This window comes from Aeromonas sp. sif2433, assembly GCF_019218705.1.
In the GTDB taxonomy this organism is placed as follows: Bacteria; Pseudomonadota; Gammaproteobacteria; order Enterobacterales; family Aeromonadaceae; genus Aeromonas; species Aeromonas encheleia.
This window is the reverse complement of sequence record NZ_JAHUXD010000002.1, coordinates 101,414-118,438: the sequence shown is the minus strand read 5'-3', so window position 1 is coordinate 118,438 and position 17,025 is coordinate 101,414. Positions and strand designations below refer to the sequence as shown.

Sequence of the window (17,025 nt, the reverse complement as noted above, 5' to 3'; positions counted from 1 at the left end):
CACCAGCATATCGACGTCTGTCGCCGGAGCCATCATGACCTCTCCTGAACCTTTCTTCGACAGCAAGGCGTTTCTGAACGCGGTGACGCATCAGAGCGGCGTCTATCGCATGTATGATCAGGGCGGCACCTGCATCTACGTGGGCAAGGCCAAGGATCTCAAGAAGCGGCTCGCCTCCTATTTTCGCACCAACGTCGACAGCATCAAGACTCGCACCCTGGTGCGCCAGATCGCCGACATCCAGCTGACGGTGACCCACACCGAGACCGAGGCGCTGATCCTCGAGCACAATCTCATCAAGCAGTACCAGCCGCGCTACAACGTGCTGCTGCGGGACGACAAGTCCTACCCCTGGATCATCATCACCGCCCACCGGCATCCCCGTATCGGCGTTCATCGCGGTGCCCGCAAGGTGAAGGGGGAGTACTTCGGTCCTTATCCTTCCGGCGGCGCCGTGCGCGAGAGCCTGCACCTGATGCAGAAGATCTTCCCGGTGCGCCAGTGCGAGGATGCGGTCTATGCCAACCGCAGCCGCCCCTGCCTGCTCTATCAGCTCAAGCGCTGCGCCGGCCCCTGCGTGGAAGGGCTGGTGAGCGAGGCGGAGTATGCCCAGCAGGTGGAGCTGGCCAAGCTGTTCCTGGCGGGCAAGAACCAGCAGGTGATAGGGGAGCTGGTGGGCAAGATGGAGTCCGCCAGCGGCGATCTGCGCTTCGAGGAGGCGGCCCGCTACCGGGATCAGATCCAGGCGCTGCGGCGGGTGACCGAGCAGCAGTCGGTGAGCGGCAACGTGCTCGACGAGCTGGATGTGGTCGGCGTCGCCTTCGATCAGGGGGCGGCCTGTATCCATGTGCTGTTCATCCGCCAGGGCAAGGTGCTCGGCTCGCGCAGCTATTTCCCCAAGGTGCCGGCGGATACGCCGCCCGAGGAGGTGGTGCAATCCTTCCTGCTGCAGTTCTACCTGTCGGGGCAGGGGGGCAGGCAGATCCCGAGCGAGGTGCTGCTGGATGTGGCACTGGAGGATGAGGCGGTGATCGCCGAGACCCTGAGTCAGACCGCAGGCTACAAGGTCCGGGTGCAGAGCCGCACCCGTAGTGAACGAGCACGCTTCATCAGGCTCGCCACCATCAATGCCGAGACGGCGCTGCGCTCGCGCCTCGCCCACAAGAGCACCACCACGGCCCGCTTCAGCCAGCTGGAGGAGTTGCTGGAGCTGGAGGCCCCCATCACCCGCATGGAATGTTTCGACATCTCCCACACCATGGGGGAGCGCACCGTGGCCTCCTGCGTGGTGTTCAACCGGGAGGGGCCGCTCTCGTCGGAATACCGCCGCTTCAACATCGACGGCATCACCGGCGGGGATGACTACGCCGCCATGGAGCAGGCGCTGGAGCGCCGCTTCGGCAAGCTGCAGGAGCCGGACAAGGTACCGGACGTGCTGTTTATCGACGGCGGCCTCGGCCAGTTGCGCCGTGCCGAGGAGATCCTGACTCGCCAGCTGGAGTTTCTCGGCGGCAAGTACCCGCTGCTGGTGGGCATCGCCAAGGGGGTGACCCGCAAGGCGGGGCTGGAGACCCTGATCCTGGGAGATAGCCATGAAGAGCTGCACTTGCCGGCAGATATGCCAGCTTTGCACCTTATCCAGCACATTCGCGACGAATCTCACCGTTTTGCCATCACCGGTCACCGTGCACGGCGGGCCAAGGCGCGCACCACCAGTACCCTGGAAGATATTCCCGGGGTGGGGCCCAAGCGCCGGCAGGCCCTGCTCAAGTACCTGGGCGGGTTGCAGGAGGTGAAGAAGGCGGGGGTGGACGAGCTCGCCAAGGTGCCCGGCATCAGCCAGGAGCTGGCCCAGTCCATCCATGATGCGCTGCACTCGCTCTAGCGCCGTCGAGCGGGGGTAAACTCACCTTTCCGACGTACAAGGGCCGTGACGCAGGGGGCCCGCCAATGCCATAATGGCCCCATCCTGAGGTTATTGATGGATTCATAGACCAAGGCGGGCACCGACCCGGTTGCATCTGCGATCGGCTTGGGGCTACCATGTAGCGGCATACAAGAAGTGGCTGAAAAATAATGACAAATATTCCTAACCTGCTGACGTTTTTTCGGATTTTGCTCATCCCCGTCTTCGTCATCCTGTTCTATCTTCCCTACCAGTGGTCCTACATGGCGGCCGCCATCGTCTTTATCGTGGCGGCGGCGACCGACTGGTTTGATGGCTATCTCGCCCGCAAGCTGAACCAGTCCACCGCCTTTGGCGCCTTCCTCGATCCGGTCGCCGACAAGATCATGGTAGCCGCCGCCCTGGTGGTCATCGTCGAACACTACAACACCATCTGGGTCACCATCCCCGCCATGACCATGATTGGCCGCGAGATCATCATCTCCGCCCTGCGCGAGTGGATGGCCGAGCTCGGCAAGCGCTCCTCGGTGGCGGTCAGCTGGATCGGCAAATGGAAGACCATGATCCAGATGGTGTCGCTCACTGGCCTCATCTGGCAATATGACATCTGGATGGTGTGGCTCGCCTACGTGTTGCTCTACGTGGCGACAGTGCTCACCTTCTGGTCCATGTTCCAGTACATGAAGGCCGCCTGGGGCGATCTGACCTACCACTCCCGCTTCTAGTCTGCCGGCAGGCAAACCGCCGTTTCCCTGCCGTTGGGGCCGGGAAATGGCCATGAGCGGTAAAAGTGTGGGGTAAGGGCAAAAAACACCCGAACGATCAGAGTATTAAATGTTTTTGGTTGACTGGACGAGGAACATCGCTAGAATGCGTCCTCGTAGTCAGGCAATCAGCCAGACCGATGCGGGAATAGCTCAGTTGGTAGAGCACGACCTTGCCAAGGTCGGGGTCGCGAGTTCGAGTCTCGTTTCCCGCTCCAAATTCAGACAATCGAGAGCCAACTCTCTTTTGCATGGCGCGTTAGCAAAGCGGTTATGCAGCGGATTGCAAATCCGTTTAGTCCGGTTCGACTCCGGAACGTGCCTCCATATTGACAAGACCGCCACGCGGACTTGATACCGATTGCGGTGCCCGAGTGGTGAAATCGGTAGACACAAGGGATTTAAAATCCCTCGCTTTTCGAGGCGTGCCGGTTCGATTCCGGCCTCGGGCACCATTAAAATCAAAGACTTATGAAGGCCACTAGCGATAGTGGCCTTTTTTGTTTTTGGCCAAATGGCGACAGAGTGGCGACAGCGCTTTTCGATGATGAAACCGCAATCGTGCATTGGGTGCTGAATGCATCTTTCTTGTATGATGCCGTTCTGTTTGATTGCGTATTTCATGCGGCGCCATTCCCTGGCCATGTTCCAGTGCGTTGTCAGACAGAAAGAGAAGGGCCCCACATGGTGGGGCCCTTTTCGCATCCGGGTCACTCCGGTAGTTCTTCCAGTTTCACTTCCAGCTGCAGGCGGTTGATGGGACCGACGATATAGGCATTGCGCAGATCGCCGCTGACTGACAGCAGCACCTGCTCGCCGATGGAGAGGCGATTGCGGGTGCGGTTCTTCCCGGCCCGCGCTGCTGCGTAGGGCCGCCAGTTGGTGATGAGGTCGCCGGTTTTGACGCGACATTCCTTGGATCGCACTTCGGTCACGGTCACGGTGCCGATGCGGATCAGGCGTTGGAGTTCGATCGGGGTTGGTTGCATGGGGGCTTTGTTGTGGGCAACCGTGGGGTAGGGAAGGGGTGGCCAGTGTGCGCGGGGTTGGCACACTGGCGGGAGGGTTAGAGCACTTTAGTGGGTTTTATATAAGTGAATTTTTAAGATTTAATTATCTTCATATGGATGTGGATCGTATGGAGTTTGATGTGAGGAAACAAAACCATTATCAATGTCTAAAGAGGAAAAATCTTCGCTAAATTCTATCTCTTCAATTTCTGCTCGAGCCACAATGGCATCATAATAATCAAGAGTTATGCGTGCATATTTTTCTTCTTCATGTACCACACATAGTTGATCTCTGATTATGAAAATGTATTCTTTATCTTCAGGATCCCAAGGGGAGTCATCATAGTTTGCAATTAAATACTCTACGCTTAATTTAAATTCTACTTTAACTTCGTAAGTGGCACTTTGAGAGCTTACTTCAACAATGTTCTTTTCTCCCATATCAACACTTTCAATCGTTAAAGATTTTATATCAACATCAGGATAATACTCATTCTCAGGATTGAAATCCATTCTTGATAATTCAGTTCTTATCTGTTGAATTATCATGGGTTCCAAATGCTTAAACACTTTGTCAGCAAATCGTACTGGTTCCTTGAGCTCCTCCTCATTTCTTATGACTAAGTCAAGCAGTTCATCGACAGTGCTGAGGTGATTAATGCCATCATATTGCTCAGAATATGCTTTCATATCACCATCACAGCTAATGACATAAAGATCATGCCTTCGTTCTTCACTGACTTTTCGGACTGCCTCTAAAACGAATGCATCAGGAAATTCATTTTTCTTATTTATTCCTGAGAATGGTGGCTTTTCATTAAAATAATTATCAAAGATGATTGATGAGTCAACTATACCTATAGGGACTATTTCTGCCTTGCTTAATTTCAAAAATCTATCGAAGGCACTTGAAACTACATCGTATATGTCATCCTCTTTTACATCTTTGAATATTCCATAGCAATCGAGATGAGGTGTATTTCGTAAGAACATAGCCTCTTTTCTTATTTTTTTGACTGCGCTGGCAGCGTCTTTAGATTTTGCTCTTATATGTTTTCTTACTTCTTTTATCGTTATTTCAGTTGTTAGTAAATGCAATTTTCTTTCTTTTAAATAACCGCACAATTGTTCTAGTTTATGTGAGTCAAATTGAAAGTTCTTACTTTCGAATGCTGATGTGTCGATAAAAACAAGTCTGCTTTGGAGTTCTGTAGTCATAAGAGATGAACATTTAGATCGAGACGTAGAGTCAGGTTCATTTTTTTTACCTGAAGAGTCAATGGGAAGGGCCACATATGGCCCTTTTTTATGATGCTCTTCGCACATGAAGTCCTATCACATTGACTTGCGACTTATGTGGAGGATGCGTGATGCTACCTAGCGCAATCTAAGGTTATGACCTATCTGGCGGGGCTGGTTGTGTAGCGGGCGCAGTACGCGGGACCAGTTGCTGTCGTCATCGGCGTAGAGGGCCAGGGGGAGGTCGCGTGTGTGGTTGATTAGCACAGCTTTGGCCTTGGCCAGGGTGTTGGGGTATTCGCGCACGATGGAATAGCAGTTCGGGGCTTCGCGGTGTTCGGCGGCATAGAGCAGGTTTTCAATGGACTGGGCGAGGTGCAGCATCTTGTCGGCGGCGCGCCAGCACCAAGCCAAATCTTGCAGTTCGTCATAGCTCAGGGCGATTGCAGGTTGTGTGCGCTGGGCGGCGAGCTGCTCGGCCATCCAGTTAAAGGCGTTGATGAAGGCGATCTTGGTCGCCATGGCCTGTTTGCCGGTGAAGCCCATGACCAGCAGCATGAAGCCATCCTTGGTCATTTCGTAGTGCTTCATATCTCTGCGAGTCACCCCAACCTTTTGATTTTCCACGTGAGCGCAAAAATGCGCTGACGCGAATTCAGATGGGCAATCGAGCTGTTCGATCTTGCGCAGTACGTCTTTGTGCTGTTTGCCAAAGAGCTCGGCGACTTTCAGGGAAGTAGTAACAGGTTGGCCTTGATGCAGGCTGATGATCTCGGCAGGGGTAAAGGGGGTGATGCTGTTCATGGCGTGATTCCTCGGATGCGATGCAGGTGAATCGCCACCAATGAGGTCTCAATCTCGACTGGTGACGAGCTGAACAGGGTTGAGACTACCGGGCATCCAAGGAAACCGGCCAGCCGTGAGGCTGCCCTGCCCAGCCCGTCATAACTGAAATTACGGGTACTACTGGGCCGCACAAAAAAACACGCTGGCGCGTGTTGTGCGCTTGGAATGCTACGGGGTCTCAATCCCGGCAACGGATTTTGCCTTTGCCCGCGCAGTATCGCGCAACCAACCGCAACCAATCAACCACCAATCGACACAAACCCGCCCGACCGCACACAACAGCAGCAGCAGGGTAGCGATTTCCGTCAGGGCAGGGGATGTCTGTTTAGGTTGGGGGCAAACACAAGGCGCTGAGTTGTGAGCGTGATCAGGTGCTGTCAGGTAGCTAGAAGAAGGGCCCCACATGGTGGGGCCCTTTTCGCATCCGGGTCACTCCGGTAGTTCTTCCAGTTTCACTTCCAGCTGCAGGCGGTTGGTATAGCCCTGATTGGTGAGGTCGTGCACCACCTGGGTGAGCAACCAAGGGGCGACGTCGATGTCGGGTTTGAAGCCACTGACGGTGGTGGGCTGCTCCGGGTAGAGTTCGGGGCGGCCGATGGCCAGGTTGATCTCGAACTCGGCCACGCCGCGCTGCAGCCGCTCCCACTCCGCCCGAGCCGCCCGTTTGGCGTTGCCCTCGTTGGCGTACACATGCCGCAGGTATTTGACGTTATCACTGTCGCCGACCAGCAACTCGTGCTGCGCCTTATCCACCTTGATGCCGGGCTCCGGCGCCTTCTGTTTGCGTTTGACCGCGATCTGTTTCTTCTCCCCGGCTCGGGTGTCTTGCCAATAGGCCACCACGCCGGTGTAGGCATTGCGATCTGCGACCGAAAAGCGATGCCGGTCCCCATCTTGGCGAGTCAGTTGGATGGCTGGCAGGGGCTGACCGCTGGCGGTCGTGGCCTGTCCCGCCTTGATGAACAGCAGGCGGCCGGATTTGACTGTCGCAATGGCATCGAGCTGGTCGGCCAAACGGGTGAGGAAGGCCAGATCGCTCTCGTTGGTCTGGTCGATGTGGTCGATGAGCTGACCCTTGAGCGATCCTCCCACGCTGGGGGTGAGGCTGTAGCGGGTGGCCAGCTGACTGACGATGCTGTCGACGGTCACATCGTGCCAACTGCGCTCGCGCAGCTTGTTCATGTCACCACGCAGGTCCGCCGACTTGCCCCGGATGGTGAGCACGTCCGGCGCGCCGCCGTGCTCCACCTCGTCGATGGTGTAGGTACCCTTGTCCACCAGGGCACTGCCCTGCCAGCCAATCAGGGCTTGCAGATTCGCCCCTCGCCGCGGCAAGGCCAGCTTGCCATCGGTGTCATCGAGGGAGAGCTCTATGGTGTCAACCTCGAAACCCCGGTTGTCAGCCAAGGAGAGGCCTATCAGGCGGGGGCGAATGGCGGCGGAAATATCCTGGCCATCGACCAGGATCTGGTAAGCCGGGGCGCGATGCTGGTTCATGTCATCACCCGACCATAGAGACTGCCCAGCGTGCGCCCGGTCAGCTTCTGGCCGACCGTCGCTATCTCGTCATCCACCCGTTTGAGTTTGAGGGTGAACTCAATGTGCCGTGCTGCGCCATCGCGGAAGAACTCCGAGCGGGTCACGCTGGTCCCTTCAATGACAAACCAGCCGCGCATCACCCCATCGCCCTGCAGCAGCGGGAAGGCTTGCCCGGTATCGGCCATGGAGTGCAGCAAATCGAGGCTGACCGGGCCGCCGGTCACCTCTGGATAGAGTGAGCCCGACAGGGTGCTGGTCTCATCGTCGCGGCCGGTGAACTGGTAGGCCGGGGCGGTACCAATGCGGGCATTGCCCGGGTGGCGCCAGCCGCGCTCATCCTGCTGTGATTGGGGGGCAAAAGTTCGGCGCTCAAACACGAACCACCCCAGGGTCATCATCATGGTGGGTTCCTCTTACTGGTTGTCGCGGGTGGAGGCGTTCTGTTTCCGGCTCTGCTCCCGGTTGAGGCGCTCCATCTCGAGGCGCACCTCGCGGGCAACATCGACGCCCGATTGCCCCGGTTGCTGGTAAACGGTGATGGGGGCATGCACCACGCTGCTGGTCTGGCTGGCGGTCGGCTTGAGTGCCGGTGGCTGGTAGAGGCTTGGCCCGTAGCCACTGCTGCCGGCGCTGGCAAGGCCACTGCCGGTGTTGCCGGTGACGTAGCCGCTCGGTTGAGAGGGCAGGTCGAGCCTGGGCCCCTTCACCTTCTCCAGCACACCGAAGGCCTCCAGCACCCACTCCAGCCCGCTGAGCAGCGTCTTGAGCGGGGTCAGGGCGGCATTGAATGCCCAACCCAGAATCTCGCCCACGAAGCGGCCGGCAGAGGAGACCGCGTCGAGCGTCTCCTTGGTGAAACCCAGCGGCTCGAGCAGATGGGTGAAGGCGTTGCCGATGCCGTCGACCAGGGGCGCGAACGGCTTGAAGGCATCGAACACCGGCTGCAGACCAGCCAGGATCCCCTCGAACAGGCCCGAGAAGAACGCCTTGATGGGTTCCCAGAACTTGATGATGGCGATACCTGCCGCCACGAACAGGGCGAGCGGTCCCAACAGGGCGCCGACTGCGCCAAAGAGCCCGCCGAAGGTGATCCCCAAGGTCGTCAGGGTCAGCCTCAGCATGGCCAGGGGGCCGAGCAAGGCGGCGAGGATCAGGGACAGACCGCCAAAGGCGGCCGTGACCAGGGCGATGACGCCGGCCATCTTCATCAGGGTGTTGGCGAGTTCTGGGTTGTCTTTTGCCCATTGGCCAAGCCGCTCTGACAGGTCGGTTACCCAGGTGGTGAGCGCCTTGATTTCTGGGGCGATGGCCTCACCGACATTGACCATGGCGTTGGTGAAGGTGCCTGTGGCGGCGTCCCAGAGGTTACCCAGGGTGCCGAGCTGGGCATTGACCCGCAGCTGCAAAGAGGCCTGCGCCGCCATCTTCCGCTGCACCTCGTCATAGCCGGCCTTGCCCTTGTCGATGAGCAGGTTAAGCACCTGCAGGGTTTGGGCATCGTCGCCATAGATGCCCTTGAGCACCGCCAGGCGCTGCTCGGTGCTGAGGGTCTTGAGCTTGGCCAACTGGGCAAACAGGTTATCGAGCCCGGCAAACTCGCCCTTGCCGTCGGTGAAGTCCAGCGACAGCCCTGTGCCCTGGGTCACCTTGGCGACTTGGCCGCTGTTCATGCTCATCTGAAACACTTTGCGGTAGGCGTTGCCGGCCGATTCGCCCGCCATGGCAGCCTGGTCGGCCATCACCACCAGGGGCGCCAGGGCCTTGGTCGCAGCCAGCCCATCCATCCGCAATATGCCGAGGGCGGGGGACAGGTTGCTGAAGGCCTGCTGCATGTTGTTGCTGTCCATGCCGAGGTAGCTCATGCGCTGGATGGTGTCCATCAGCCCCAGCATGTCGCCCTCGGTGGTGCGGGTCGCGTCTTGCAGCTTGGCGGCAAACTGGGCCGCCTGGTCAAAGGGCATTTTCAGTTGCACGCCGAGCAGGGCGCTCGCTTCACCCAATCCACCCAGCACCGCCTTGGCGGACATCCCCTGCTGGATCAGCGTGCTCATCATGAGCTGGAACTCGGCGGTGGTACCGGGGAGTCGGTTACCGAGCCGGGTGGCCAGGGCCGAGATCTCGTCAAACTCTTTTCCGGTCTTGCCGTTGGCCCCCATCATGGTGACGCGCAGCTCGGTGATGGCCGCCTCGGCCTTGGCATAAGCGCTGATGGGGGCGAGCGTGGTCGCTCCCACCGTCATGCCGGTGGCCATGTTGCTGACCCCCGAGGCGGCGAGGTTGCCGCGCAGCGCCTGGGTCTTCTGGTATCCCGCCCGTGCCTCGGCCAGCTTGCGCTGCTGACGGGTCACGGCATCGAGCTGTTCGCGCTGGTGCTTGAGCTGGTCATTGGCGGCCGCCAGGTCGGTCTTGAGTCGGCGTTGATGGTCAGAGAGGGCCTTGGTGTCGATGCCCGTCTGGCGCAGGGCCTGCCCCATTTCGCCGTGGCTGCGGACCATGTCCTGCTGCTTGGTGGTGAGGTTGCCGAGGGCCTTCTGCGCCTTGTTGTACTCGTTGACCATCATCCGGGTGGGCGCGGTGCTGGCCTCGATGGCTTGCTTGATGCCGTCGAATCTAGCCTGGGCATCCTTGAGCTGGGCGTTGGTCACCCCTATCTGGGCGCCGAGCTTCTTGTAGCCATCAATCTGGGCCGATTGCTGCTCCAGATCACGCACGCTCTTCTTGGTGGCAGCGAGGTCTTTGGCGGTGAGGGTGCTTTGCCGGCTGATGGCCTTGAGGGGGGCGGTCAGTTTGTCGACCGCCCCCAGCATGATCTGCAGCTTGAGTTGTTGGCTCATTCAGAGGCCCCGTGCAGGCGATTGTGACGTTCAACCAGGCGCTGATGCCAGGCGATAAACTCATCGAGTGCCATGGCCGCCATCTCGGACGGCGGCCAGTGCACCAGGATGGCGATGTCGGCCATCAGGTCGTCTATGCAGGCAGGAAGGCCACCTCCGGCTTGATGAAAAAACCGATGATGGCCATCCCGGCCTGCAGCAGGTCAGCCGGATCCAGGTTCCCCACTTCCTGCTCGGTCAGGCTGGGGGTGGACACGCGGGGGATGAACTTGATGAGGGCATCGACGTTGAGGTTGAGCAGCTCGACGGTGTTGATGCCGCGCAGCTGCGCCACCTTGGCGGGTTTGATCAGGGTGAGCTCGGTGTAAACCTGCTCGCCGCGCTGGATGGGGGTGGTCAGGGGGATGCTGTGCTGTTCCATGGTGTTGTCTCTGAAAAAGGGGCGGCTGGGCCGCCCGTGGGGGAAGGGTTACAGACCGAGCGCCTTGCGATGCTCGGCCATGCGGTCGACACCATCGGGACCGATGTCGATCATGTTGATGATGTCGATTTCGCACAGCACCTGGCCGTCGACGATCTCCTTGTAGTAGGTGTTGACCATGGAAATCTTGGCCTGGGTGTTGTCGCCGGTCTTGAGGGGGCCGCGGTCGATCTCCTTGAAGCGGCCACGGCAGTGGATCTCCACCGCCGAGACTTCGGCGGTGTCGTCCCGTTGCAGCGAGCCACAAAAGCGCACCACGGTGCCGTCTGCCTTGGGCTCGCCCATGCAGCGCAGCAGCTCGTCGCCATAGCCGCCGAAGGTGAATTCGACATCGAGGGCGCCGTCATCGAGGCCCATGTCGACGTTGACGGCGCCGGGCATGCCGCCGCCCCGGTAGGCCTCGAACTTGCGGGTCAGCTTGGCCGGGGTGAACTCTTCGGCGACGCCTATCCAGTTGTCGCCGTTGAGGAATTGATTCAGATGCTTGAGTTTGCGTGGCATGGCCATGTTGGGGTCTCCTTAGGCGGCCGGGGCGAGGCTGACCAGGTAGCGGTCGGTGATGCGTTGCTGCAGGGTGAGGTCTTCCAGCGGCGGTACCGGGGTGTAGTCGTAATCGACGTAGAGCTTGCCCGCTTTGAGGCTGTCGGCCGGGTTAGATTCGCTGCTGTACCAGCAGTCAAAGCCGAGCAGGTAGCCTTGAGTGACCAGCTGACGGCCCTTGGCCTTGATGCCTTCGACGATGTCGGTCACGAGCGATGGGGTCATCGGTTTGTCGACGGCCCACATGTGCGCCTCGGCCATTGTGTCGGCCAGGATCTGGGCGGTGCGGGTGTAGTTCTCGAACAGGAACAGCGGGTCGTCGGAGCAGGTGTGTGAGCCCCAGAAGCGGAAGCCGTCCTGCTGGATGAGGCAGGTCACATCGGCGGCGTTGAGCAGGCCGGCGTCGGTGTCCGGGTCTTGCAAGTCCCAGAACACCTTCTTGGTCAGGCCTTCCACGCCGCTGACGGCGACGTTGGAGAGGGTCTTGTGCCAGCCCACCTCCTTGTCGATCAGGGCACGCAGCGCCATGGCCTTGGTCACGGCGCTGGCCGGGGCCGAGGCGTTGGTGGCGGTGTCCCACTTCTCGAAGTCGCCGAAGATCACCATCACCTCGCGCTCGGCAAAGTTGGTCCGGTAGGCGGTGGCATCGGTCGGGAGGTTGCAGCCATAGGCGGAGACGTAGGCGAAGGCACGCAGCCCTTTGGCCACGCTGGCTAGCTCGGTGGCCACCTGCAGATTGTCATATTCGGGGACGCCGAGGATGCGCGGTGAGACGCCCACATAGGCCTTGGCCCGCTTGAGGGCTTTGAGGCCGGTATAGGTGCCATCAGGTGTCACGGTGCCGATGATGTTGGAGGTGGTGTCCGCAGGCGTGTCGCCCTCGGCGACGCGCACCACGATGGTGAAGGTGTTGACGGTATCGGCGATCAGCTGCAGGTTGCGCGCCAGGTTGCCGGTGGTGCCCGCCTTGGCGACGGCGGCCTGCACGTCGGTGAGCAGCACCGGGGTGTTGAGTGGAAAGGCCGTTTCATCGGCATCATCTGCGACGCAGACCATGCCGATCACCGCCGTGGCGATGGTAGTGATGGTACGGGTGCCGTCGTTTTTCTCGACGACTCGTACGCCGTGATGGGACATGGAGTGCTCCTGTCTAAGGGGGGATACGGATGACTTGGGCAGGATGCGGAGCAAGGCCGGGGATGGCGAGTGCTGGCGGGTGTGTACTGGGCTGGCACACCCAGCCTATGAAAAACAACACCCCGCATGTAGCGGGGTGAGTTCGGGTTTAGTGGCTTGGCGCTGCCGGCCATTGCGTGACTAGGGGCCAGTCGGGGTGGGTGCCCAGGGCGTAGAGCTCGCGGTAGTAGCTGCGCCATGCGGCCATTTGCTCGGCCTCGCCCATTATTTCGTGGTGCTGGGCGCTCGCAGTGGCCTGCACCATGGCTTTTTGGCGTGCGGGAGGATTGTCGCGGGCGGCCACTTCCAAAGGAGTAGGCGGCACGTATTCGGCCACCGGGCCGAATGCGCCATCGCGAGCCAGGGCAAACAGCCAGCGGCCATGGGGTTCAACGTCGTCAGGAGATGCAGTGAAGGGCACAGGTTCAGCCAGATGCTCAAATTGCACCGCCATGAGCAGGGTAGTGTGTTCAGCATCTTGCCAGCTGGGGGCGGTGGCGGATAAGGCGTTGATGGGGAAGGTGTTCATGAATGTTCCTTAAGCAATCCGGATAAAGAGAGTGACATCCCACGAAGCGTTGTCCCCACGCCCCTGTGTGTAGCCTAAACATTTCCACGTGCCTGCCGGCGTGCCTCCGTCGTTTTGGCCTTCCGCCGTCGAATATCGCAAATAGCTTCCTGGGACTGTCCCGCCAGCCGAGATATGCACGTCGTTGTTGTTGCACTTCATAAGTCCACATGTCCCCACCTGTCCATAACTCCCGGCCACAATGTCGGCGTTGCCTTGGGCTGCGGCATGGGTGTGTGAGACAGGCGCGGCTCCCACCTCGGCGGCCGTGGGCTTGTATTGGTCCGTGTAGGCGTAGCGCCATGGGGTCCATGTGTCACTGTTAATGCTGTAATTCCGCCAGCAGGTTCGCCCATTACCATCATATGGCTCCAGCTTCATCAGCAGGGCGCGATTGCCGTCCGAGTTACCGCCGTAAATGAATTGCACGGTCAGGAAGCCGTATCCTGAGTCGAAGCCTGTCGGTTTTGTTCCCGTTGAAGCTGTGACATTAACAAGATGACAATATCCGGCCGGGACGGCATCAAAGTCGACAGTGTCGGCACCGTCCATGCTGATGTTGGTGGCAGCCAGGGCGTCACTCAAAGGGGTGTAATCGGTCGCTGCCAGTGCGCCCAGCGTAGCCCGTGCTGTTGCGGCGTCTGCATCGTTGAGCAGCCCCTGAATGAAGGTACTCACCCCGAGCGTCGTCAGCGCCGCGGCCGCATTGGCATCATCCAGTAAGGTGCGCGCAAACGCGGTCAGCACCGTTAAGGCTGCTGTGTCCGCCCCGGTGAAGTAGGGCAGCTTGTCGGCGGCGGTGGCCAGCCCGGCCAGTGCCGTCAATGCAGCGTCCAGCGGCTGCTTGCCATCCAATGCAGTGGACAGTCCGCTGACATCGTCGATCTCGTGCTGGTGAACCACCTCGGCCTTCTCATCCAGCGCCTCCTGCAACCACAACACATCGTCAATTTCGTGCTCATGCTGTAGCCGTGCAAAGGTAATGCCCGCTGTTTGGGGGGTTACCGCGCTGGTGTGGTCAATGCCCTCGTCCACCATGGCCTGGGTGGCCAGCGGGATCATGCCCTGGGCGCCTTCGATTGCCGCCGGGTGGTCACGACTGGCGGCGTGCTCGGCCAACTTGGCATCGACGTAAGCCCGACTGGCCATCACGGTGTCCGGGTTGATGATGAGCTCCACGGCCGCGGTGTCGCTCACGATCAAGATCATGCGGGTCAGCAGCGAGCGGCCCGCCCCTTCGGCAAGCACCGGCTTGTAGGAATCAGGGGTGTTGCACACCGCAAACAGCTCACCCGACTCGGCGAACAGGCCCAGCTCGCGGATCCAGAACCCCCCGACGGTTTCGGCCATGACCATCTCGGCCACAATTTGGTTGGGGGCGGTGGGGTCGACAAACAGCTGGTTGAGGGGGGCCCGGTGCACCTCGTTGACCAGTTCGGTCATCTCTGCGAGTGGGGTGACGGGTTGGCCGCCACCGTCTCCTGCCGCCATGGCGGTGAGCGGCAGTGGCGTTCCGCTGGCAATGGCGGCAGCCAGCAGGGCCTGCCCCTGATCGGTCAGGATGCCGTAATAGATGGGGGCCGCCTCGGTGACGGCGGGAACGGTTGCCCGCTGCTGGGGCTTGATGCTGTGCAGGTTCTGGCTCATATCTCGGTTCGCAGTGGCTGGATGGTCAGCTCTTCGCCCTGGTGGCAGGCGGCGGCAGTGTAAAACTGCCCGACAGACTCCAGGTTGATGGTGAGGTGGGTCATGTGGCGCGAGACCGGCTTGGCGTCGTTGAGCTGACGCTCCAGCTCCTGATAGAGCGTCTCGTCGATGCCGACGTCGGTCACGCTGACATCGACAGAGAACGTCCCCGGCTCGGTGGCCTGCTGCCACCACATGGTGATCTGGTTGAGCTTGAAAGTGGGCTCGATGGCCCGACGAATGGCGCCGACGGTGCCCTTGCGGCGGTGCACAAAGTAGCTGTTGCCGATGGCCTGGCGTTTCTTGTCATCGCTCCAGGCCTCATCCCAGTGGTCGACTGACCAGCTGGCTGCCAGATGGGGGAGCAGGTGCACCGGGGCCGAGGCCGGCAGCCACAGGTCGCGCAGTGCTACCGGCAGTTGCACCGCCTGGGCGGCGACTTGCTCCAGGTTGCGCTCGAGCGGCGTGGTATTGGGGGGCAGCAGGGTCATCATGGCGCTCGCTCCACGTTCCAGCCCTCGCACCAGCCCGCCTGCTGCTGGGTGGGGACGATGTCGACCCAGTCGATGAGGTCGACTCGGCGCACACCGGGCACATGCAGCACGGCATCCACCGCCGAGCGTGGCACCTCGACGCCAAGGCGCAGGCGCGGGTTGACCCAAGCGGCCAGCCGGTCGCGGGCGGTCTTCAGGATCAGCTCCGCTTCGGCATCGGTGGCGTCGATGGTGAGCCGCGCATCGATGAGGTAGGGCAGGATCTCGGCCGATTGCACTGTCACCCGGTCAGCGCAGGGGGTAACATCCTCGCCGCTGAATGCTGCCTCGACGATGGCCAGCAGCTCGGCCGAGGCGCTGCCATCGCCCTCACTGCTGAGCACGGTCACCGTCACGCAGGCCGGCGTAGGCGACGCGGCCTTGGCATCGCTGACCCGGCCGTCGGCCGAGCGGGCAAAGTACTCATACGCCTGCTCGGGGCCCGCCACGCTCAGGCCATCCCACGCCAGCAGGGTTCGTTCGCGCAGGGCCTCGTCGCTCTCCATGATGGTCGGCACAGGGGGCGTGGCGGTCTCGTCTCCCTCCTGGATGACCAGGCGAAACACATCCCAGTTCGCCACCAGGTTGTCGAGGTCGGCCCCGGTCGACCAGGGCAACATGCAGGCCAGGGCGGCGTTGTTGATGCGCTGGCGCAGCAGCATCTCCAGATAGGCGTTCTCCTGCAGCGTCTTGGTGATGGGCTCGGACTCCAGCGCCAAGGTGGCGGCAACAGCGGCCTGCTGCTCGGGTGGATAGAGCGCGATGAAGGCGTCCTTGCGCTGGGTGAAGAGGACCTCGAAATCGAGGGACTCGATGATCTCGGGCGGGGGGAGCTGCGAGAGCATGACGGCGCTCATGGGGTGTTGATTCCTGTTGGGAGGGTCAGGGAGCCGTGCTCGGTCAGACCGTTGTCGGCCCGGCTCCAGGTGAGGGTGATAACGAGGGCCCCCTGCAGCCCCTGGGCGCCGACTTCGACGCGGCGGATCTTGATGCGCGGCTCCCAGCGGGTCAGGGCATCGACGATGGCGGCCATCAGCCGCAGCCGGGTGGCGGCGTGCTGGGGTTGGTCGATGAGGTAAAACAGCTCGCTGCCGTAATGGCGGCGCATCAGGCGCGAGCCGACCGGGGTGGCGAGGATGTCGCGCACCGACTGGATGATGTGGTCGGTTTCACTCAAGGTGCGGCCGGTGGCGGCGCTCATGCCCTGCCAGCTCATTGCGGCCCCCCGGTGGTACCCTGACCATTCTCGACCCCGCCGTGGCTATGGCTGCCAAAGGCGATGCCACCGATGGTGGCCGCGGACGCGGTCAGCTCGGTGCCCACCTTCAGTCCCTGGTTGCACTCGATGCCGCCTCCCACTTTCAGGTCTTGGGTGCACTCGGTGAGCGGGGTATCGAGGGTGACACTGACCGAGGCGGTGAGGTGGGCACTCTTGATCCCGCTGGCGTGCAGCTCACCGGTGCTCGGGCGGTACGCCAGCACGGCGCCGTCCGGGTATTCGATGAGGTCGAGATCGGGGTCCTCGTCTTCGGGCAGCGGTTCGCTCATCTGTGCCTGGTTGATGGCGGGCAGCACGTAGGCGTTGCGCAGATCGCCCGAGACACTGAGCAGCAGCACCTGCTCGCCCAGGGTCGGGCGCTGGCGGACACGGGTATTCCCGGCGCGGGGCACCAGATAGGGTCGCCAGTTGGTTTCGAGCTCGCCGGTCTTGACTCGACATTGCCCCGAGCGTACCGCGGTGACGGTGCCGACGCGGAGCAGGTTGTCGATCAGGCGTTGCAGTTCAATGAGAGTTGGTCGCATGGCCCATTGTTTTGGGCGAGGGCTGCAAAGGCGAGCTGCGGCGGGTGTGCCGGGCGCTGGCACACCCGGCGAACGAGAAAACCGTCGTGATGACGCGGTC

18 protein-coding genes and 3 tRNA genes are annotated in these 17,025 nt (G+C 60.8%); 5 read left to right on the top strand and 16 right to left on the bottom strand.

Features of this window, described 5'->3' with window-relative positions; all coding sequences use genetic code 11:
* Window positions 1-34: 34 nt before the first annotated feature.
* The 5 genes from uvrC to KW825_RS03535 all read left to right on the top strand — a co-directional run bounded on the left by uvrC (window position 35) and on the right by KW825_RS03535 (window position 3,125).
* Window positions 35-1,885, top strand: a complete 1,851-nt coding sequence (uvrC, locus tag KW825_RS03555; protein WP_218328256.1) for an excinuclease ABC subunit UvrC — start codon at window positions 35-37, stop codon at window positions 1,883-1,885.
* Between the two features lie 191 nt (window positions 1,886-2,076).
* Complete coding sequence (gene pgsA / locus KW825_RS03550) at window positions 2,077-2,631, top strand: CDP-diacylglycerol--glycerol-3-phosphate 3-phosphatidyltransferase (protein WP_042654593.1); 555 nt, start codon at window positions 2,077-2,079, stop codon at window positions 2,629-2,631.
* A gap of 181 nt (window positions 2,632-2,812) precedes the next feature.
* Window positions 2,813-2,888: transfer RNA gene (locus KW825_RS03545), tRNA-Gly, on the top strand.
* 35 nt (window positions 2,889-2,923) lie between these two features.
* Window positions 2,924-2,997, top strand: a tRNA-Cys gene (locus tag KW825_RS03540).
* A gap of 41 nt (window positions 2,998-3,038) precedes the next feature.
* Window positions 3,039-3,125, top strand: a tRNA-Leu gene (locus KW825_RS03535).
* 255 nt (window positions 3,126-3,380) lie between these two features.
* Here KW825_RS03535 and KW825_RS03530 read toward each other — a convergent pair.
* The 16 genes from KW825_RS03530 to KW825_RS03455 form a co-directional block, all read right to left on the bottom strand.
* Window positions 3,381-3,659: a phage baseplate assembly protein V gene (locus tag KW825_RS03530; protein WP_256353763.1), complete on the bottom strand. Its 279-nt coding sequence runs from the start codon at window positions 3,657-3,659 to the stop codon at window positions 3,381-3,383.
* Window positions 3,660-3,779: 120 nt separating this feature from the next.
* Window positions 3,780-4,898: a PIN domain-containing protein gene (locus KW825_RS03525; RefSeq protein WP_218328255.1), complete on the bottom strand. Its 1,119-nt coding sequence runs from the start codon at window positions 4,896-4,898 to the stop codon at window positions 3,780-3,782.
* A gap of 159 nt (window positions 4,899-5,057) precedes the next feature.
* Window positions 5,058-5,723, bottom strand: a complete 666-nt coding sequence (locus KW825_RS03520) for a Rha family transcriptional regulator (RefSeq protein WP_218328254.1) — start codon at window positions 5,721-5,723, stop codon at window positions 5,058-5,060.
* A gap of 471 nt (window positions 5,724-6,194) precedes the next feature.
* On the bottom strand, window positions 6,195-7,262 hold the full coding sequence (locus tag KW825_RS03515) for a phage late control D family protein (RefSeq protein ID WP_218328253.1): 1,068 nt from the start codon (window positions 7,260-7,262) through the stop codon (window positions 6,195-6,197).
* Complete coding sequence (locus tag KW825_RS03510) at window positions 7,259-7,705, bottom strand: phage tail protein (protein WP_218328252.1); 447 nt, start codon at window positions 7,703-7,705, stop codon at window positions 7,259-7,261. The genes KW825_RS03515 and KW825_RS03510 overlap by 4 nt, the downstream gene beginning before the upstream one ends.
* A 12-nt stretch (window positions 7,706-7,717) precedes the next feature.
* Window positions 7,718-10,138 carry a phage tail tape measure protein gene (locus tag KW825_RS03505; protein WP_218328251.1) on the bottom strand — a complete coding sequence of 807 codons (2,421 nt, stop codon included), beginning with the start codon at window positions 10,136-10,138 and terminating at the stop codon, window positions 7,718-7,720.
* Window positions 10,135-10,263 (bottom strand): GpE family phage tail protein, encoded by a 129-nt coding sequence (locus tag KW825_RS03500; RefSeq protein ID WP_218328250.1) that lies wholly within the window; start codon window positions 10,261-10,263, stop codon window positions 10,135-10,137. Before KW825_RS03500 ends, KW825_RS03505 begins: the two co-directional genes overlap by 4 nt.
* Window positions 10,264-10,271: 8 nt before the next feature.
* The gene (locus tag KW825_RS03495; protein WP_218328249.1) at window positions 10,272-10,559 is read right to left on the bottom strand and encodes a phage tail assembly protein; all 288 of its coding nucleotides are present in this window, start codon (window positions 10,557-10,559) and stop codon (window positions 10,272-10,274) included.
* Window positions 10,560-10,607: 48 nt separating this feature from the next.
* Window positions 10,608-11,126 carry a phage major tail tube protein gene (locus tag KW825_RS03490; protein ID WP_218328248.1) on the bottom strand — a complete coding sequence of 173 codons (519 nt, stop codon included), beginning with the start codon at window positions 11,124-11,126 and terminating at the stop codon, window positions 10,608-10,610.
* A 12-nt stretch (window positions 11,127-11,138) separates the two neighbouring features.
* Window positions 11,139-12,296, bottom strand: coding sequence for a phage tail sheath protein (locus KW825_RS03485; protein WP_218328247.1), 1,158 nt, complete (start codon window positions 12,294-12,296; stop codon window positions 11,139-11,141).
* Between the two features lie 148 nt (window positions 12,297-12,444).
* Complete coding sequence (locus KW825_RS03480) at window positions 12,445-12,864, bottom strand: hypothetical protein (protein WP_218328246.1); 420 nt, start codon at window positions 12,862-12,864, stop codon at window positions 12,445-12,447.
* 9 nt (window positions 12,865-12,873) lie between these two features.
* Window positions 12,874-14,550 carry a phage tail protein gene (locus tag KW825_RS03475; protein ID WP_218328245.1) on the bottom strand — a complete coding sequence of 559 codons (1,677 nt, stop codon included), beginning with the start codon at window positions 14,548-14,550 and terminating at the stop codon, window positions 12,874-12,876.
* Window positions 14,547-15,083 carry a phage tail protein I gene (locus tag KW825_RS03470; RefSeq protein ID WP_218328244.1) on the bottom strand — a complete coding sequence of 179 codons (537 nt, stop codon included), beginning with the start codon at window positions 15,081-15,083 and terminating at the stop codon, window positions 14,547-14,549. The genes KW825_RS03475 and KW825_RS03470 overlap by 4 nt, the downstream gene beginning before the upstream one ends.
* Window positions 15,080-15,979: a baseplate J/gp47 family protein gene (locus KW825_RS03465; protein WP_218328243.1), complete on the bottom strand. Its 900-nt coding sequence runs from the start codon at window positions 15,977-15,979 to the stop codon at window positions 15,080-15,082. Before KW825_RS03465 ends, KW825_RS03470 begins: the two co-directional genes overlap by 4 nt.
* Complete coding sequence (locus KW825_RS03460) at window positions 15,976-16,338, bottom strand: GPW/gp25 family protein (RefSeq protein WP_218328242.1); 363 nt, start codon at window positions 16,336-16,338, stop codon at window positions 15,976-15,978. The genes KW825_RS03465 and KW825_RS03460 overlap by 4 nt, the downstream gene beginning before the upstream one ends.
* Window positions 16,335-16,925 carry a phage baseplate assembly protein V gene (locus KW825_RS03455; RefSeq protein ID WP_218328241.1) on the bottom strand — a complete coding sequence of 197 codons (591 nt, stop codon included), beginning with the start codon at window positions 16,923-16,925 and terminating at the stop codon, window positions 16,335-16,337. The genes KW825_RS03460 and KW825_RS03455 overlap by 4 nt, the downstream gene beginning before the upstream one ends.
* Between the last annotated feature and the right edge of the window lie 100 nt (window positions 16,926-17,025).

What these genes read in the sequence shown, in the direction of transcription:
- uvrC (WP_218328256.1), top strand. Translation starts at nt 35, where the DNA reads ATGACCTCTCCTGAACCTTTCTTCGACAGCAAGGCGTTTCTGAACGCG.
- pgsA (WP_042654593.1), top strand. Translation starts at nt 2,077, where the DNA reads ATGACAAATATTCCTAACCTGCTGACGTTTTTTCGGATTTTGCTCATC.
- KW825_RS03530 (WP_256353763.1), bottom strand. Translation starts at nt 3,659, where the DNA reads ATGCAACCAACCCCGATCGAACTCCAACGCCTGATCCGCATCGGCACC.
- KW825_RS03525 (WP_218328255.1), bottom strand. Translation starts at nt 4,898, where the DNA reads ATGACTACAGAACTCCAAAGCAGACTTGTTTTTATCGACACATCAGCA.
- KW825_RS03520 (WP_218328254.1), bottom strand. Translation starts at nt 5,723, where the DNA reads ATGAACAGCATCACCCCCTTTACCCCTGCCGAGATCATCAGCCTGCAT.
- KW825_RS03515 (WP_218328253.1), bottom strand. Translation starts at nt 7,262, where the DNA reads ATGAACCAGCATCGCGCCCCGGCTTACCAGATCCTGGTCGATGGCCAG.
- KW825_RS03510 (WP_218328252.1), bottom strand. Translation starts at nt 7,705, where the DNA reads ATGATGATGACCCTGGGGTGGTTCGTGTTTGAGCGCCGAACTTTTGCC.
- KW825_RS03505 (WP_218328251.1), bottom strand. Translation starts at nt 10,138, where the DNA reads ATGAGCCAACAACTCAAGCTGCAGATCATGCTGGGGGCGGTCGACAAA.
- KW825_RS03500 (WP_218328250.1), bottom strand. Translation starts at nt 10,263, where the DNA reads ATGGCCGACATCGCCATCCTGGTGCACTGGCCGCCGTCCGAGATGGCG.
- KW825_RS03495 (WP_218328249.1), bottom strand. Translation starts at nt 10,559, where the DNA reads ATGGAACAGCACAGCATCCCCCTGACCACCCCCATCCAGCGCGGCGAG.
- KW825_RS03490 (WP_218328248.1), bottom strand. Translation starts at nt 11,126, where the DNA reads ATGGCCATGCCACGCAAACTCAAGCATCTGAATCAATTCCTCAACGGC.
- KW825_RS03485 (WP_218328247.1), bottom strand. Translation starts at nt 12,296, where the DNA reads ATGTCCCATCACGGCGTACGAGTCGTCGAGAAAAACGACGGCACCCGT.
- KW825_RS03480 (WP_218328246.1), bottom strand. Translation starts at nt 12,864, where the DNA reads ATGAACACCTTCCCCATCAACGCCTTATCCGCCACCGCCCCCAGCTGG.
- KW825_RS03475 (WP_218328245.1), bottom strand. Translation starts at nt 14,550, where the DNA reads ATGAGCCAGAACCTGCACAGCATCAAGCCCCAGCAGCGGGCAACCGTT.
- KW825_RS03470 (WP_218328244.1), bottom strand. Translation starts at nt 15,083, where the DNA reads ATGATGACCCTGCTGCCCCCCAATACCACGCCGCTCGAGCGCAACCTG.
- KW825_RS03465 (WP_218328243.1), bottom strand. Translation starts at nt 15,979, where the DNA reads ATGAGCGCCGTCATGCTCTCGCAGCTCCCCCCGCCCGAGATCATCGAG.
- KW825_RS03460 (WP_218328242.1), bottom strand. Translation starts at nt 16,338, where the DNA reads ATGAGCTGGCAGGGCATGAGCGCCGCCACCGGCCGCACCTTGAGTGAA.
- KW825_RS03455 (WP_218328241.1), bottom strand. Translation starts at nt 16,925, where the DNA reads ATGCGACCAACTCTCATTGAACTGCAACGCCTGATCGACAACCTGCTC.